This window comes from Marinobacter daqiaonensis, assembly GCF_900115285.1.
Lineage (GTDB): Bacteria > Pseudomonadota > Gammaproteobacteria > Pseudomonadales > Oleiphilaceae > Marinobacter > Marinobacter daqiaonensis.
The window spans coordinates 2,552,817-2,569,328 of the sequence record NZ_FOYW01000001.1; the positions used below are offsets into that span (position 1 = coordinate 2,552,817).

A 16,512-nucleotide genomic window follows, 5' to 3' on the forward strand; every position below is an offset into this window, starting at 1 on the left:
TTCTCCTGTGAACATGGAATGTTGGGGGCTGCGGGTTAAGCGCTCCGAGCCGGGTGTGACCCCGACAAAAGGATGATCACGGCAGGAAAATCGACTTTACGTTGACGAATTCCTTCATGCCAAAGCCGCCGTGTTCCCGTCCGTATCCGGAATTCTTGACCCCGCCAAAGGGCATATTCGGATCAGCGGCCCCGAACGAGTTGATGCGGATCATGCCCGTATCGAAGTAATCCCGGGCCAGGTTCACGGCACGTTCCTCGTCTTTGGAAAATATCCCTCCGCCCAGACCATAACGGCTTTCATTAGCCAGGCGCATGGCGTCCTCGTCGTCCCGGGCACGGATGATCGACGCGACAGGCCCGAAGATCTCATCGTCGTAGGCCGGCATTCCGGGCGCGAGCTCCGCCAGCACCGTGGAGGGATAGTAGGCGCCCGTGCGGTCAGGCACTTCACCACCGCAGAGGATTTTTGCACCCTTGGCGACGCTGGCGTCCACCTGCTCCTTGACCGTGTCAAACTGGTCCTGGCTTGAAAGCGGGCCAAGCTGGGTATTCTTGTCTGTGGGATCGCCCATGGTGATGTTCTGCATCTGAGCGACGAAAGCTTCGACAAAAGCGTCATAGACCTTGTCGGTCACGATGAACCGCTTGGCGGAAATGCAGGTCTCTCCGTTGTTGTAAAGCCGCCCCATGACCGAAAATTTCACCGCGGTTTCAATGTCGGCGTCTTCCAGCACGAGGTAGGCGTCGTTCGACCCCAGTTCGAGTACAGTCTTCTTCAGCGCCTTGGCGGCGACAGCGCCGACGTGCCGCCCGGCACCATCGCTGCCGGTCAGTGTGACACCACGAACCTTGGGATGGGCGATCAGCTTGTCGCTGGTGTCGTGGTCGATCACGATGACCTGAAACAGGTCCTCAGGCAGACCTGCTTCAATGCATAACTCCCGCAGCCGCAGGCCAGACCCCGTGCAGATGCTGGCGTGTTTCAGAACACAGCCGTTGCCTGCCATCAGATTTGCCGCCAGCACGCGAACCGGCTGGTAGATGGGGAAGTTCCAGGGCTGGATCGAATAGATGACGCCAATGGGCTGATAGCTGACAACGCCTCGCTTGCCGTTGAGACCCTGGGCACGTTCCTCATCGGCCAGCTCGCCGGGTCCGTTTTCAGCGGCGTAATCAAAGAGTGCCGCACAGAGCTCGACTTCACCCCGTCCGTCCTTCAGGAGCTTGCCGGTTTCATTGGTCATCAAGGCGGCCAGTTCATCGGCATTATCGCGCAACTTCTGCCCGATCTTCCTGAGATAGGGGGCCCGCTCCTGGTGGGTCAGTTCGCGCCATTCCAGGAACGCCCTGTGGCAGGCCTCGAGCCGCTCCGTGGCCTGCTTTTCCGTCATGACGTCGTAGCTTTGAATGGCTTTTTCCGTCGCGGGATTAAAGGTGGTGACTGTCGACATGGTCGTTCCCTCCGGATCTGATAGGTGAATGCAGGGCGATGCCATGCATTTCTTTCCCACGTTGACGCTGGTGCTGTTGGTGGCCGTCGTTGAGGGCAGAGGAACGATTTTCACACCCTTGGCAGGGTCTGTCTGTTCGATAACCAACGCATGGGTGGCGATTGTTATTCTTTAAGCGGTCCATCTTCGCTTTCCACAAAGCCGTAGCCCGGCTGTCCGGGCGCTCAACTTCGCTGTACGTCCTCATCGACTCGCTCACGGAAAATCTGTTTACCGGCTCTGCATTGACCGCTAACGGGCAAATCCCGCAGACTTCAAGGTAATCAGAGTCAGGAACTCGAGCTCTATGCCAGCGAAAGTAAAAACCCGCGTTCTCTTCCGGTCCAGGTACCTGAACACCTACCTCGTGCGTTACCCGGAAGGCCACAAAGTGGTGCCTCATCTGGATATGATTGCCGAAGGCCGCCTGTACAAACTCAATTGCCTTCTGATCAAGCCCCGATCAGGCGGCGAGTTCGCCTGTGAGAAAAATATCTTCAACCTTTTCGGGCGGCTGATCCTGTTTCGGCCTGACCTCTACCAGCACCAGGTTTCGAGGATTGAGCGGGGGACCCGGTGGTTACTCAGTTTTGCTCTGACCACACCCTGAGGCGACGGAGCGACTTGCGCCGGCGGGCAGGTTGAGGTTGAACGCTGCCGAGTTAAAGATACCGGCTGGACCAGGCTACCAGCATATTCGCAACGTATTCCGAATCCGCTGCCTGCGAGAGCAGGTGGTCGGCATTGTCCAGAGAGATGAAGCTCTTGGGATGCCTGGCGGCCTGATAGATTGCGGCCGCCTCCCCTATGTCCACGACCTGATCGACAGGCGAGTGGAAAATGATCAGTGCCTTGCGCAGCTTGCCAATATGATCCGGTGTGTTCCAGCGCTCCAGGTCCTCAAGCATTTGTGATTTCACATTGAACCGACGACCGGCCAGGGTTACTTCCGCCTCGCCGGCCCTGCTTGGAGCAGCAAGGGGCAGAAACCGAAGCCATTACCGGACACCCGTTCGCTACGTCGACCGCCTGGAACGGATGCCAAGGGATGCGCTGAACCTGCTACCAGTTTTCTCCGAAGGGCCGGATGTCCAGCTCGAAGGTCCAGGCGGAGGAGTGCTGCTGGCACAGGTGCCAGATGGCATCGGCCACGGCGTCCGGTTTCACGAAGAAGTCGTCGTCCTTGTCCGGCAGCATTTCCCGGGTGCGGGGCAGATCCACCACGCCATCGATGATGACGTTGGCCACATGGATGCCCTCCGGCCCCAGCTGGCGGGCCAGTGACTGGGCCAGGCTCCGCTGGGCGGCCTTGGCGGACGCGAACGGGGCAGTATTGGCCCGGCCACGGGTCGCCGCGGAGGCGCTGGTCACCATAATGGCGGCCTGGTTGTGCTTTCTCAGTTGGGGCAGTACCGCCTTGGTGGCGGCTGCCAGGCCGAGAACGTTGACTCGCCAGTTCGCTTCGAAATCCTCCAGACTGGCGTCTTCCACGTTTTTGAAAACGCCGCCGCCGGCGTTGTAGATCAGCACCGAGACCGGCCCCAGCTGTTCCCGGATGTCCCGGAACGTTGAATCGATCTGCGTCGGGTCGGTCGCATCGCACGGAAACGCATGGGTGCCCGTTATGTCCTTCTCGAGTGACGACAGGTAATCCCGGCTGCGGGCCACCATGGCCACCTGATAGCCTTCGGCGCTGAAGCGCCGCACCAGGGCCTCGCCATTGCCTTCGCCCACACCAATTACCACGCAAACCTTGCTCATCGGATGCCTCCTGCCGGTTAAAGACGGCTGTTATGGCTGTGCACTCGTCCCTAAGGTCTAGTTCTCCCGCTCTGATTTGACAACTTGAGCCAGGACTTCTGATGTAAGGTTAATTGTTACATCCTCAACAAGCGACTTGGGGGAACGGCCGTTACGGTGCATGTCGATGGGATTCGCTGATGAAGGTTTAGATCATTGCTTTTGGTGTGCCGTCGCCAATGCCGGTTCGCTTACTTTCTGGCCGGGCTTCTGGTAAGCTTCGCGCCCCTTTTTCGCAGTCAACTGACTTTTATCAACGGAACCAAGCTGCTCACCGTGACGATCACTCCACCCTAGTATTCCGATCCCCCCTTCCTGCCGGCCTGGACCGACATGCCGCGATGCTCCGCCGTGCCCCGACGACGGACGATAGCCGTGACTCGTCCGCCCACTATGTCTGCTCTGCCGGCCTTCCGATTTTTACGTTGTAACGCATGGATACCCGAAACCTATGGTGACTTCTCTGAAAGCCAACTGGCTCTCCAACATTCGTGGCGATGTGCTCGCCGGTATTGTCGTGGCCCTGGCCCTGATCCCGGAGGCCATTGCGTTCTCCATTATTGCCGGTGTCGACCCCAAGGTGGGGCTTTACGCGTCCTTCTGCATCGCCGTGATCATTGCCTTCGTGGGCGGCCGCCCCGGCATGATCTCCGCCGCCACAGGCGCCATGGCCCTGCTGATGGTGACCCTGGTGAAGGATCACGGCCTGGAATACCTGCTGGCCGCAACGCTGCTGACCGGTGTGTTGCAGATAGTGGCCGGCTACCTGAAGCTGGGTGGCCTGATGCGTTTTGTGTCCCGTTCGGTGGTTACCGGTTTTGTCAACGCCCTGGCGATTCTGATCTTCATGGCGCAGTTGCCGGAACTGACCAACGTCACCTGGCATGTGTACGCCATGACCGCCACAGGCCTGGGCATCATTTACCTGTTCCCGCTACTGCCGAAAATCGGCAGGCTGATTCCCTCGCCCCTGGTGTGCATTGTCGTTCTGACCGCCGTGGCCATGATTCTCGGGCTCGACATTCGCACCGTTGGCGACATGGGGGATCTGCCGGACACTCTGCCCATCTTCCTGTGGCCGGACGTGCCCCTGAACCTGGAAACCCTGATGATCATCCTGCCCTACTCCGTGGGTCTGGCGGTGGTGGGCCTGCTGGAGTCCATGATGACCGCCACCATCGTGGACGACCTGACCGATACCACTTCGGACCGTAACCGCGAGTGCCGGGGGCAGGGCATTGCCAATATCGGTTCCGGCCTGCTGGGGGGTATGGCGGGCTGCGCCATGATCGGCCAGTCCATCATCAACGTTAAATCCGGGGGCCGGACACGACTGTCGACCCTGACAGCCGGTGTGTTTCTGCTGATCATGGTGCTGGTACTGGACCAGTGGCTGGTACAGATACCCATGGCCGCCCTGGTGGCAGTCATGATCATGGTGTCTATCGGTACCTTCAGCTGGGGGTCCATCAGGGACCTCAAGGATCATCCCCTGTCCACGAACATCGTGATGGTGGTGACTGTGGTGGTGGTTGTCGCCACCCACAACCTGGCGTTTGGCGTATTGGCGGGCGTCCTGCTGGCGGCCCTGTTCTTTGCCAACAAGGTGGGCCACTACATGGCGGTCACCTCCGAATATGAAGAAGACACCGACACCCGCACCTACCGCGTGGTGGGTCAGGTTTTCTTCAGTTCGTCGGAAAAATTCACGGAATCCTTTGACTTCAAGGAAGCGCTGGATAAGGTGGTTATTGACCTGAGCCGGGCCCATTTCTGGGACATCACGGCCGTGGCGGCACTGGATAAGGCGGTGATCAAGTTCCGTCGTGAGGGCGCCGAGGTGGAAGTGATCGGACTGAACGAGGCGAGCGCCACCATCGTAGACAGGTTTGGCGTGCACGATAAGCCGGACGCCGTTGACCAGTTGATGGGGCACTGAAATGACCACAGCTGGCGAAAACCCGGTCAACCCCGATCCTCCAGATAAACATAACAGACTGGAAAGCGAGACTGACATGTTACACGTAGTGGCCTGTATCGATGGTTCCCGTGCGGCTCCCGCGGTTTGTGACTACAGTGCCTGGGCAAGCCAGCACATGGACACCCCCATGATGCTGTTGCATGTATTGGATGAGGATCGCTATCCGGTGGCTCCGGACCTGGCGGGCAATATCGGTCTGGGCAGTCGCGAGCACCTGCTGGAAGAGCTGGCTCACCTTGACGAAAAACGCAGCAGGCTGGCCCTTGAACACGGCCATCATATGCTGGATGAAGCTGAACGGCGGGTCCGGGAGGCTGGTGTCGGCGAGGTGGTCAAGCGCCAGCGCCATGGCAGCCTTACGGAGTCGCTGCTGGCCCTGGAGGATCAGACCCGGTTGCTGGTGATGGGGCTTCACGGCGAAAGCAGTTCGGATCGCGACCTGCACATAGGCAGCCAGCTGGAGACCGCGATCAGGAGCCTGCACCGGCCGATTCTGCTGGTGCCGGACGAGTTCAGCCAGCCCAGAAGCGCCATGCTGGCCTTCGATGGCAGTGCCACGGCCTTCAAGAGCGTGGAACTGCTGGCAGGGAGCCAGGTGCTTGCCGGCATGCCCCTACACATCGTGATGGTGGGTCCGGATACCGCCGATCGCTGGGAACAGTTGAAGAAGGCCGAAGCCATGCTGGCAGGGCTGGGAGTGGAAATCCAGCTGGCCATTCGTGCCGGGGAGGTGGAACCCACCCTTCATGCCTATCAGGCGGAACACGATATCGACATCCTGGTGATGGGGGCCTACGGCCATTCCCGTATCCGTCAGTTCCTGGTGGGCAGCACCACCACCACCATGTTGAGAACCGCGGAAAAACCGCTGGTTATATTGCGCTAGCCCGGAGGGAATCAGGCGCCGTGGCCGCCAGCAGCAGCGGCCAGTGCGGTCTCCCGGGGTGCGGCGCGCCGCTTTGTACAGAAATCAGACGGGAAAACAAGACTGGTTCGCTTGCTTATAAAGTGAAATAATTTTCGTTCAGGGTCACTCCCTCCTGCTTTGCATTCTACAGGCCGCGCCACGGCGCGCCTTTCCAGGGAGTGGGTTTCGGTCGTTGTCAGGGATTCACATTATGCGCACGTTTCGCCGTTTTCTGGTGGTCATTGTCATCCTGGGTCTGGTGCTCGGGGGTATCTTTGGCTACAAGTTCTACCAGTTCGGGCAGATGAAAGAGCAGATGTCCCAGCCCCAGCCTCCGGCAGAGGTTTCGGCCACCACCGCGACCCTTGAACAGTGGACCCCAAGCGTCAAGGCCGTGGGCAGCATTGAGGCGGTCAATGGCATTCGGGTCGCCAATGAGGTGCCGGGGGTGATCGAGCAGATCGAGTTCGAGTCCGGGGATACGGTGGAAACCGGTGACGTGCTGATCAGGCTCGATTCCGAAATCGATGAAGCCGCGCTTCGGACACGGCGGGCCGAGGCCCAGCTGGCTGCCCAGGAATTCAAGCGGGTGGAAGACCTGTTGCCACGGCGCGCGGTATCCCAGTCCCAGTTTGATGAGGCCAAGGCCAATTATGACGCCGCCCGGGCCCGGGTCAATGAAGCTGAAGCACAGCTGAACAAGAAGGTCATACGGGCACCCTTCGACGGCAACCTCGGGCTGCGGCTGGTGGATCAGGGAGAATACATCGCCACCGGCACGCCCATCGTCGAGATCAACATGCTCGACCCCATCTATCTGGACTACACCCTGTCCGAAAAAGAGCTGCCCCGGGTCGATATCGGTTATCAGGTAACCACGACGGTGGCGGCAGTGCCGGGGGAGACCTTCACCGGCGAGGTGACCGCCATCAACACCTCGGTCAATCCCCAGAGCCGCACCGTTCGCGTCCGCGCCACGCTGCCCAATCCGGAAGGCAAGCTCCGCCCCGGCATGTTCTCCACGGTCATGACCCGGCAGCCGGACCAGCGGGACGTCCTGACCCTGCCCCGCACCGCCATCTCCTACAACACTTACGGCGACTACGTGTTTCTGATCGAAGAGAACGATGAGGGGCAGAAGACCGTGACGCGGCGCTCGGTCACCACCGGGGAGGTTCAGGGTGACCGGGTGGCTATTGTCAGCGGACTGGAGGAAGGCGACCGGGTGGTCTCCAAGGCGCTGTTGCGCCTGAGGGCGGGCCAGCGGGTGGAAATCCAGCAATCCGATGATGAATCGGCGGAGGCGTCTGACTGATGCGCTTCACCGACATTTTCGTCCACCGGCCGGTCCTCGCCACGGTGGTCAGCCTGCTGATTCTCCTGCTGGGTGCGCGGGCAGCCATGGAAATGGAGATTCGCCAGTACCCGAAGCTGGAAAGCACCACGGTCACGGTGACCACCGCCTACCCGGGCGCCAGCTCGGACCTGATCAAGGGCTTTATCACCACTCCGTTGCAACAGGCCATAGCGGAGGCCAGCGGTATTGATTACCTGACATCCACCAGCTCCCAGGGTGTGTCCACCATCCAGGCCAAGATGGAGCTGAACTACGATGCCAACGCAGCTCTGGCCGAGATCCAGGCCAAGGTGGCCAGCCAGAGGAACGTGCTGCCACAGAATGCCCAGGACCCCGTCATTACCTCGGAGACCGGTGACTCCACGGCCCTGATGTACATTGCCTTCTACAGTGATGAGCTGGATGTACCCCAGATCACCGACTACCTGACGCGGGTCGTGCAGCCTCGGCTGCAGGCCCTTCCCGGTGTTGGTAAGGCCGACCTGCTGGGCCGGCGGTTTGCCCTGCGCGCCTGGCTGGATCCGGAGCGACTGGCGGCGGTGGACATGACCCCCCAGGAAGTGGTCGGCGTACTGTTGCGCAACAACTACCAGGCAGCGGTTGGCAGCTCCAAGGGCAAGTACACCGAGATCAGCATGACCAGCAACACCGATGTGAGCGATCTGGAAGACTTCCGTGACCTGGTGGTGAAGGAAGTGGATGGCTCCATCATCCGGCTGCGGGATATCGCGCGGGTCGAACTGGGCTCGCAGACCTATGATCAGTTGGCTCTCTACAAGGGGCAGCCAGCCACCTACGTGGCCATCGAACTGGCGCCCGGTGCCAATCCCCTGACCGTGGCCGGCCTGGTCAAGGATGACCTGCCTGACATCGAGCGACAGCTGCCCTCCGGCCTGAATGTGAAGCTGGCCTATGACGCTTCCAGCTTCATTGAAGACTCCATATACGAGGTCATCAAGACCCTGCTGGAAGCGCTCGTCATCGTGCTGTTGGTGGTGTTCCTGTGCCTGGGGTCGATACGGGCCGCGGTCGTGCCTTCGGTGGCGGTTCCCCTGTCCCTGATCGGCGGCGCCTTCCTGATGCTGATAATGGGATTCTCCCTTAACCTGCTGACGCTTTTGTCCATGGTGCTGGCCATCGGCCTGGTGGTGGACGATGCCATTATCATGGTGGAAAACGTCCACCGCCACATCGAGCAGGGCGAGTCCCGGTTTGATGCTGCCCTTAACGGGGCCCGGGAAATGGCGGCCCCCATCATTGCCATGACCACCACCCTGGTGGCCGTTTACGCCCCCATCGGCTTCATGGGTGGGCTGGTTGGTTCACTGTTCACCGAATTTGCCTTTACGCTGGCGGGTACGGTGGTGATCTCGGGTATCGTTGCCCTCACCCTGTCACCCATGCTCTCCGGCAAGATCCTCAAGCCCCATGGCAACGCCGGCTGGTTCGAGGGCCGAGTGGAAAGTGCGTTCACCGGACTGGCCAATGGTTACAAGCGGGTTCTGGGCTCCCTGATGCAGACCATCTCCGTGGTGATCTTCTTCGCACTGGTGGTGCTGGCGTCCATTTACTTCATGGTGGCCATGAGTCAGAACGAACTTGCACCCACGGAGGATCAGGGCATCCTGTTCTATCAGGGCCAGGGCCCGCAAACGGCCACCCTTGATTACCTGCTGGAAGAGGGAAATGAAATCCAGCAACGGATGACCACGGTGCCGGGATACAACGAAGACTTCATGATTATCGGGATTACCGGGCCCAATACCGTTTTCGGGGGCTTCAAGATGGCCCCCTGGAGCGACCGTGACATCACCCAGTTCGAGGCCCAGCCCAAGCTCGATGCCGAACTGAAGAAAGTGACGGGCCTGCAGACAGCGGTATTCCCGCGGCCTTCCCTGCCGGGCTCCGGCGGAGGCCTGCTTTTCCAGTTCGTGATCACCACCGGCGACAGCTACGAGCGCCTGAACGATGTGGCCAACGAACTCCAGGGCAAGGCCATGCAGAGCGGCAACTTCATGTTCCTCCAGAAATCCATCGACTTCGACCGGCCGGTGACACGGGTCCTGGTGGACCGTGACCGGGTCGCAGACCTGGGTCTGTCGATGCAGGATGTGGGGCAGTCCCTCTCCAGCATGCTGGGTGGGGGTTATATCAACCGCTTCAGCATGGAGGGCCGGTCCTATGAGGTCATTCCCCAGGTGGAGCGGGATTTCCGTACCAGCTCGGAGGCTCTGAACGACTACTACATTCGCACGGATACCGGCGAGCTGGTGCCCATGGGCAGCGTGGTCAGCTTCGAACGGGATGTGGAACCGTCCCAGCGCACCCAGTTCAACCAGCTCAACTCCCTGACCCTGCAGGGTGTGGTGATGCCCGGCGTCACCGACGGTGATGCCATGGCCTGGATGGAGCAGACCGCCGCGGAGGTCTTCCCCCAGGGTTTCAGCAACGATTACACCGGGCAGACTCGACAACTGGCGACCCAGGGCAGCGCCCTGATGGTAACTTTCTTCCTGTCGCTGCTGGTGATCTATCTGGTGCTAGCGGCCCAGTTCGAGAGCTGGCGGGACCCGTTCATCATCCTGGTATCGGTGCCCATGTCCGTGGCGGGAGCGATGGCCTTTATCGTCCTTGGGTTTGCCACCATGAATATCTACACCCAGGTGGGCCTGATCACCCTTATCGGCGTCGTCTCCAAGAACGGCATCCTGATTGTCGAGTTTGCCAACCAGTTGCAGGTCGACCGGGGCTACGACAAGCGCAAGGCAGTACTGGAAGCGGCCGCCATCCGCCTGCGGCCGATCATCATGACCTCCCTGGCACTGATCTTCGCCATGGTGCCGCTTCTGCTCGCCATGGGCCCGGGTGCCCAGAGCCGCTTCGCCATCGGCCTGACCATCAGTGCGGGGCTCGGCATCGGTACGCTCTTTACCGTCTTTGTCTTGCCGGCGTTCTACATTCTGCTGGCCCGGGACCACAACGCCGGGAAGGAAACGGAGGCGAGCGCCTGACGGTCGAAAATCCATAAGGGGGGCTGCGGCCCCCTTTTTACTGATGCGTTTTCCCTGCCACTGCGTATTTCCCTCCACCTTGGGTGCTTTCACCGACACCCCGTTAACGTTTCGGGACATTTGCACGCTACCCTGTAACGGTACGGCGATCCCTGTGTCTGGTATCCGTCATTCTTATTCACTGGAAAGCGCGAATCATGTCGAAAAAGAAACTGATTGTCGTAGTCCTGATCGCGGTTCTTGTCGGCGCCTTTCTGCTTCTCGGGGGGCCGGAAGTGTTGACGCTGGAGAATCTGAAACAGCACCAGGCGCAACTGGACCAATGGATCGCCGACAACCTGCTGCTTGCGGTGTCCGGGTATGCCCTGGTGTATGTGGTGGTCACTGCACTGTCGTTACCGGGAGCCACCGTGATGACCCTGGCGGGTGGTGCTTTCTTTGGCAACCTGGTGGGACTGCTGACGGTTTCCCTGGCCTCCACCCTTGGCGCCACGCTCGCTTTTCTCGTGGCCCGATTCCTGTTGCGGGATACCCTGAAGCGGAAGTATGCCAAGACCGTCCGGCGTATTGACGAGGGTATCGAGAAAGACGGCGCCTTCTATCTGGCAACCCTGCGACTGGTGCCGGTGTTTCCCTTTTTCCTGATCAATCTGGCCATGGGCCTGACCGCCATGAAGCTGCGCACCTACGCGCTGGTGAGCTGGCTGGGGATGCTGCCGGGCACCTTTGTCTACGTGAATGCGGGTACCCAGCTTGCGGGGGTCAGTAGCCTGGGGGACGTTGTCTCCGCGGATCTGTTGTTGTCCTTCGCCCTGCTGGGACTGTTCCCGCTGATTGCCAAGTTCGTGGTGGACTTTATCCGCCGTCGCCGGGTTTACCGGGGTTTCAGCAAGCCCTCCTCGTTCGATTACAACCTGCTGGTGATCGGTGGTGGTTCCGCCGGTCTGGTATCGGCCTATATCGCCGCAGCCGTCAAGGCGAAAGTGGTCCTCATCGAACGGAACAGGATGGGGGGCGACTGTCTCAATACCGGCTGTGTGCCCTCAAAGGCGCTGATCAAAAGCGCCAAGGCGGCCGATACCATGCGCCATGCCGATCGCTATGGTCTGGACGCGGTGCCGGTGTCCGGTTCCTTCGCCAACATCATGGGCCGGGTGAAACGCATCATCGAGAAAGTGGAGCCCCACGACTCCCCGGAGCGCTACCGTAGCCTGGGTGTGGACTGCATTGCCGGCAGCGCGGCGTTCATCTCCCCATGGGAGGTGGAAGTAACCCACAACGACGGTGGCCGCGAGCGCCTGACCGCCCGCAGCATTATTGTGGCCACAGGCGGCAGGCCCTTTGTGCCGCCAATTCCGGGCCTGGAGCAAATGGAGCCGCTGACCTCCGAGAATCTGTGGTCATTGCAGGAGCAGCCGGAGCGCCTGTTGGTGATCGGCGGCGGTCCGATTGGGTGTGAGTTATCCCAGGCCTTTGCCCGCCTGGGCACCCGGGTGACCCAGGTGGAGACCGGTGACCGCATCCTGGTAAAGGAGGATGCGGACGTGTCGGAGTTACTGATGGAGCGGTTCCGGGATGAGGGCATTGACCTGCGGCTCAATCACCGGGCAGTCGAGTTCGCAGAGGACAACGGCGAGAAGGTGGCCTGGTGTGAGCACAATGACGAGCGTGTCGCCATTCCTTTCGACCGGGTGCTGATCGCGGTGGGCCGTGCCGGTAACACCGAGGGCCTTGACCTAGAGACCCTGGGCATCGAGCCCCGCGCCAACGGTACGGTGCCGGTTGCCGATGACCTGAGCATGCGCTATCCCAACATCTTTGCCTGCGGCGACGTTGCAGGCCCCTATCAGTTCACCCATGCCGCCGCCCACCAGGCCTGGTACGCGGCGGTGAACGGTCTTTTCGGACAGTTCCGCCGGTTCCGAGTCGATTACCGGGTGCTGCCCTGGGTGACCTTTACCTCGCCCGAAGTGGCCCGGGTCGGGCTCAGCGAGGATGAGGCCCGGGAGCAGGGCGTGGACTACGAAGTCACCCGGTATGACCTGGACGATCTGGACCGCGCCATCGCCGAAGACGAGGATCATGGGTTCATCAAGGTGCTGACCGTGCCCGGCAAGGATCGAATCCTTGGCGCCGTCGTTGCCGGCACCCACGGCGGCGAGATTCTGGCGGAATTCACCCTGGCCATGAAACACGGTATCGGACTCAACAAGATTCTCGGTACCATTCATCCCTATCCTACCTGGAACGAGTCCGCCAAGTTCGCCGCGGGTGGCTGGAAGCGGGCCCACGCGCCCGAGGGTGTGCTGGCATGGCTCGCCCGTTTTCACCGGTGGCGGCTTGGGGGTGGTCAATCCGAGCGCTCCCGGCGTAAACAGGGTGAGTCGGTAACATAATCCCGCTGACTGTGTCTGACAGAACAAGATTGGTAACCATGGAGCGACTATGCCCCTGACTGCAGAAAAGATGATACCGGTCACCGAACTGGTGGAACCCCGTGCCCGGGACAGCTGGACCCACACCCGGGCGGGTGAGCCCCGCGGCTACATCGACCCGGACCGGCTCAAGGAGCTCTGGATCCACACCGGTACCGCCTGCAACCTTGCCTGCCCCTTCTGTCTGGAAGGATCCCACCCCGGCGATGGGCGTATTCCCGGCATGAAACTCAGCGACGTGAAGCCCTTTATTCACGAGGCCCTGGAGATGGGGGTGGAGCAGTTCTCCTTCACGGGAGGCGAGCCCTTCGTGATCCGGGATTTCATCAATATCCTGGATTACGCGAGCCAGCACCGCCCCTGCTTTGTGCTCACCAACGCCACCGACCCGCTGCTCAAGCGCCGTCACCAGGTCAGGCCGCTGCTGGATAACGCTCATCCGATCCACTTCCGGGTCAGCCTGGACTATCCCGATGCCATCCGCCATGACGTGGACCGGGGCGAGGGCAGTTTCGACAAGGCCCTGGAAGGCATCCGCTGGCTGGTGGATCAGGGCTTCAAGGTCTCCATCGCCCGCCAGAGTGATCCCGTGGAAGATCCCGAGCAGGTGGAGGCGTCCTTCCGGGCCATTCTCAGGGAGTGGAGCATTCCCGACTCCCTGGCATTTACCGCCTTTCCGGACCTTGGCACACCGGGCTCCGACGATGGCAGCCCGGAAATCACCGAAACCTGCATGGAGAAATATCCCACCCGGGAAAGCCGCGCCCACTTCATGTGCACCCACACCCGCATGCTGGTGAAAAAGAACGATCAGGTCCGGGTCTACGCCTGCACCCTGGTGGACGACGACCCCCAATACGATCTGGGCGGCACCCTGGCGGAGAGCATGGAAGAGCGCATCATGCTGCGGCATCACCGGTGCTTTGCCTGTTACCGGTTCGGGGCAAGCTGCGGGGCGCCTGAGTAAGGTCTTGTTTTGCCGCGGAATCCGCGGAAAAAAGACGGATTAGCCACGGAAACCACGGAAAGACACGGAAAAAAGAAACGAATGGGCCACGGACACTCACGGACAAAAAACAAAAGATCTTTTAGGCTTTTCAATCTTTTTGTCCGTGTCGTCCGTGGCAAATAAAAAACGAGGAAAATGAAAATGACAGGCACAGAAGCCACCCTGTTCTGGGGCTTTCTGGTGGTTTACGGCATTGTGATGTATGCGCTCTCGCCGAAGAGCCTTAACGCCGAATCTTTTTACAAGGGTGCCGATGATCAGGGCAGGCCGGTGGGGCAGTGGTCGCTGACCGCCTCCATTTTTATCAGCTGGATCTTCGCCAAATCGGTCACCAACGCCGCCAATCTTGGTGCCGCTTACGGGGTGACCGGAGGCCTTGCTTACGCGGCGTACTGGCTCTCCATTCCCGTGGCGGGTTACATCATCTACCTGATCCGCACCCAGACCGGCGCCGGCAGCCTCCAGGAGTTCCTCACTTCCCGTTTCGGCCGCCTGGCAGCGCTGAGTTTTTCCGCCGCCATCCTGATCCGGCTCTACAATGAGGTCTGGAGCAACACCGCGGTGGTGGGAGGGTACTTCGGCAGTCCCGGCGACTGGCCCTATTACACCGCGGCCATGGTCTTCACGGCATTCACCCTGGCCTACAGCCTGAAGGGTGGTCTTCGCAGCTCCATCTTCACGGATGTCATCCAGGCAGTGGTGTTCGTGTTCTTCGTTGCGGCGGTACTGTTCCTGATCATACCCGCCAACGACCCCAGGACCCTGCTCACCACCGGCGAGTTCCGCCTTGAGGCCGGTATGGATCTGCTGCTGGTGGCGGGGCTACAGCTGTTCAGCTATCCGTTCCACGACCCGGTGCTGACCGACCGGGGCTTCGTGAATCGTGAGAAAACCATGCTCAAGAGCTTTGTGGTGGCAGGACTGCTGGGTTTTGTGGCGGTGTTTGTCTTCAGTCTGGTGGGCGTGCATGCCCAGATCAACGGCATCGCCGCCAACGGCAACGCGCCCGCGGCGGTGGGACAGGCCTTGGGTCTCACCGCCCTGTTCCTGATGAGTGTGGTGATGATGACCTCGGCAGGCTCAACCCTCGACTCCACCTTTACCTCCTTCTCCAAGTCCATCGCGGTGGACCTGCCCCGGCTGGCCCGAAGGGCAGCGGAGCGACTGCCGAGTATGAAAGTTGGGGCCGCGGTGATGATCATCTTCGCTATCCTCGGCAACCTTCCGATGTTTGCCGGTACCGACATTCTCAAGGCCACCACGATCTCCGGCACCATGGTGATGGGGCTGGCGCCGGTATTCCTGTTCTACGGCTTCACCCGCTGGTCACCCTGGAGTTTCCACCTGAGCTTCTGGACCGGGCTGATTCTCGGACTGTTGCTGGCTCTGGGCCTGATCCCCCGGTCCTGGGCCATCGGTGAAGGGGCCTATGCCTTACTGCTGGGCACCAACGCCTGGGGTATTCTTCTCTGCAGCGCCGGTTTCTTCGTGCCCCTGGTGTTGCGGCGCCTGCGGGGACGTGGATTGGCCACTACCGAGGCCGGGGGATGAGCGAAGGGCGCAGCTGCCCGCTGCACTATCGCTACCGGCCGGAAGCACTCACGCTGTTTCCGGAACCCTGTGATGCCGATGTGCTCTATGTTGTTGGCGGTCTCTACGGCAACCCGTTCGCCCTCGACGAGATCGAGGCCATGGCTGCGCGGGAGCAGCAACAGGGCCATCGGGTCCGGCTGCTGTTCAACGGCGACTTCAATTGGTTCAATGCCAGTGATGAGCTGTTCCGGGACATCAATGCCCGGGTACTGTCCCACTCCGCCATCACCGGTAACGTCGAGTACGAACTGGCCCGGCCGGGGGACGATACGGGCTGTGGTTGCGCCTACCCGGATTTCGTGGATGACGCCGTTGTGGCGCGCTCAAACCGGATCATGGAACGGCTCCAGGGGGTCGCAGGTCGGCACCCGGATATCCAGGAGCAACTGGCCCGGCTCCCTCGCTTTCAGTGCCTGATCTTTGGTGGCCTAAAGGTTGTTGTTCTGCACGGCGATCCCGAGTCCCTGGCGGGCTGGGGGCTGTCCCACGAGGTGCTGAGCCACGATGGCGACGATCAGCTGGGGGAATGGTTCCGCCGGAGTGACGCCGATATCATCATCAGCACCCACACCTGCCTGCCGGTAATGCGCAGTCTGGCGGTGGATGGTCGGCCCCGGGTCTTTCTCAACAACGGGTCGGCCGGAATGGGGAATCTGGCAGGGGGAAGCTCTGGTCTGGTGGCCCGCGTCGCCCGCTCACCGGCGTCACCGGCTGCTTTCCACCTGCCCTCGGAGCTTCCAGTTGACGCATCTCTGGAACCGGTGGTGTTCCCCCTGGCCCCATGGCTGCAGCGGTTCGACCAGCTCTGGCCATATGGCAGCGATGCCGCCCTGTCCTATCGCCAGCGTATTATCAATGGCACCAGCCTCTGCGGCCGGCACTTGCTGGCGACGTCTGCAACATTCCGGTAACTGACCTAGTATTGAA

12 protein-coding genes are annotated in these 16,512 nt (G+C 60.8%); 9 read left to right on the plus strand and 3 right to left on the minus strand.

Features of this window, described 5'->3' with window-relative positions:
• Nucleotides 1-76: 76 nt before the first annotated feature.
• The gene (locus BM346_RS11685) at nucleotides 77-1,453 is read right to left on the minus strand and encodes an NAD-dependent succinate-semialdehyde dehydrogenase (RefSeq protein WP_092012532.1); all 1,377 of its coding nucleotides are present in this window, start codon (nucleotides 1,451-1,453) and stop codon (nucleotides 77-79) included.
• Nucleotides 1,454-1,799: 346 nt separating this feature from the next.
• Between BM346_RS11685 and BM346_RS11690 the strand changes: the two genes are divergently transcribed.
• On the plus strand, nucleotides 1,800-2,102 hold the full coding sequence (locus BM346_RS11690) for a 2OG-Fe(II) oxygenase (protein WP_092012534.1): 303 nt from the start codon (nucleotides 1,800-1,802) through the stop codon (nucleotides 2,100-2,102).
• Between the two features lie 52 nt (nucleotides 2,103-2,154).
• On the opposite strand, the gene BM346_RS11695 is transcribed toward BM346_RS11690, so the two are convergent.
• Together BM346_RS11695 and BM346_RS11700 are read right to left on the minus strand one after the other, a co-directional pair.
• Nucleotides 2,155-2,400: an alpha/beta hydrolase family protein gene (locus tag BM346_RS11695; RefSeq protein WP_092012537.1), complete on the minus strand. Its 246-nt coding sequence runs from the start codon at nucleotides 2,398-2,400 to the stop codon at nucleotides 2,155-2,157.
• A gap of 154 nt (nucleotides 2,401-2,554) precedes the next feature.
• Nucleotides 2,555-3,253, minus strand: a complete 699-nt coding sequence (locus BM346_RS11700; protein ID WP_092012539.1) for an SDR family NAD(P)-dependent oxidoreductase — start codon at nucleotides 3,251-3,253, stop codon at nucleotides 2,555-2,557.
• Nucleotides 3,254-3,743: 490 nt separating this feature from the next.
• On the opposite strand from BM346_RS11700, the gene BM346_RS11705 reads away from it, so the two are divergent.
• From BM346_RS11705 to BM346_RS11740, 8 genes are all read left to right on the plus strand, one after another.
• Entirely contained in the window at nucleotides 3,744-5,231 is a 1,488-nt protein-coding gene (locus tag BM346_RS11705) for a SulP family inorganic anion transporter (RefSeq protein ID WP_092012542.1), read from the plus strand.
• Between the two features lie 76 nt (nucleotides 5,232-5,307).
• Nucleotides 5,308-6,159 carry a universal stress protein gene (locus BM346_RS11710; protein WP_092013663.1) on the plus strand — a complete coding sequence of 284 codons (852 nt, stop codon included), beginning with the start codon at nucleotides 5,308-5,310 and terminating at the stop codon, nucleotides 6,157-6,159.
• A 232-nt stretch (nucleotides 6,160-6,391) separates the two neighbouring features.
• Complete coding sequence (locus tag BM346_RS11715) at nucleotides 6,392-7,495, plus strand: efflux RND transporter periplasmic adaptor subunit (RefSeq protein WP_092012545.1); 1,104 nt, start codon at nucleotides 6,392-6,394, stop codon at nucleotides 7,493-7,495.
• On the plus strand, nucleotides 7,495-10,548 hold the full coding sequence (locus BM346_RS11720; RefSeq protein WP_092012547.1) for an efflux RND transporter permease subunit: 3,054 nt from the start codon (nucleotides 7,495-7,497) through the stop codon (nucleotides 10,546-10,548). Before BM346_RS11715 ends, BM346_RS11720 begins: the two co-directional genes overlap by 1 nt.
• A 197-nt stretch (nucleotides 10,549-10,745) precedes the next feature.
• Nucleotides 10,746-12,944, plus strand: coding sequence for an FAD-dependent oxidoreductase (locus BM346_RS11725; protein ID WP_092012550.1), 2,199 nt, complete (start codon nucleotides 10,746-10,748; stop codon nucleotides 12,942-12,944).
• 49 nt (nucleotides 12,945-12,993) lie between these two features.
• Nucleotides 12,994-13,950, plus strand: coding sequence for a radical SAM protein (locus BM346_RS11730; protein WP_092012553.1), 957 nt, complete (start codon nucleotides 12,994-12,996; stop codon nucleotides 13,948-13,950).
• A gap of 183 nt (nucleotides 13,951-14,133) precedes the next feature.
• On the plus strand, nucleotides 14,134-15,543 hold the full coding sequence (locus BM346_RS11735) for a sodium:solute symporter family transporter (RefSeq protein WP_092012556.1): 1,410 nt from the start codon (nucleotides 14,134-14,136) through the stop codon (nucleotides 15,541-15,543).
• Nucleotides 15,540-16,496 (plus strand): metallophosphoesterase family protein, encoded by a 957-nt coding sequence (locus BM346_RS11740; protein WP_092012559.1) that lies wholly within the window; start codon nucleotides 15,540-15,542, stop codon nucleotides 16,494-16,496. The genes BM346_RS11735 and BM346_RS11740 overlap by 4 nt, the downstream gene beginning before the upstream one ends.
• Nucleotides 16,497-16,512 lie beyond the last annotated feature (16 nt).

Coding starts and splice junctions, on each gene's coding strand:
- BM346_RS11690 (WP_092012534.1), top strand. CDS start 1,800: ATGCCAGCGAAAGTAAAAACCCGCGTTCTCTTCCGGTCCAGGTACCTG.
- BM346_RS11695 (WP_092012537.1), bottom strand. CDS start 2,400: ATGCTTGAGGACCTGGAGCGCTGGAACACACCGGATCATATTGGCAAG.
- BM346_RS11705 (WP_092012542.1), top strand. CDS start 3,744: ATGGTGACTTCTCTGAAAGCCAACTGGCTCTCCAACATTCGTGGCGAT.
- BM346_RS11730 (WP_092012553.1), top strand. CDS start 12,994: ATGCCCCTGACTGCAGAAAAGATGATACCGGTCACCGAACTGGTGGAA.
- BM346_RS11740 (WP_092012559.1), top strand. CDS start 15,540: ATGAGCGAAGGGCGCAGCTGCCCGCTGCACTATCGCTACCGGCCGGAA.
- BM346_RS11715 (WP_092012545.1), top strand. CDS start 6,392: ATGCGCACGTTTCGCCGTTTTCTGGTGGTCATTGTCATCCTGGGTCTG.
- BM346_RS11735 (WP_092012556.1), top strand. CDS start 14,134: ATGACAGGCACAGAAGCCACCCTGTTCTGGGGCTTTCTGGTGGTTTAC.
- BM346_RS11720 (WP_092012547.1), top strand. CDS start 7,495: ATGCGCTTCACCGACATTTTCGTCCACCGGCCGGTCCTCGCCACGGTG.
- BM346_RS11725 (WP_092012550.1), top strand. CDS start 10,746: ATGTCGAAAAAGAAACTGATTGTCGTAGTCCTGATCGCGGTTCTTGTC.
- BM346_RS11685 (WP_092012532.1), bottom strand. CDS start 1,453: ATGTCGACAGTCACCACCTTTAATCCCGCGACGGAAAAAGCCATTCAA.
- BM346_RS11700 (WP_092012539.1), bottom strand. CDS start 3,253: ATGAGCAAGGTTTGCGTGGTAATTGGTGTGGGCGAAGGCAATGGCGAG.
- BM346_RS11710 (WP_092013663.1), top strand. CDS start 5,308: ATGTTACACGTAGTGGCCTGTATCGATGGTTCCCGTGCGGCTCCCGCG.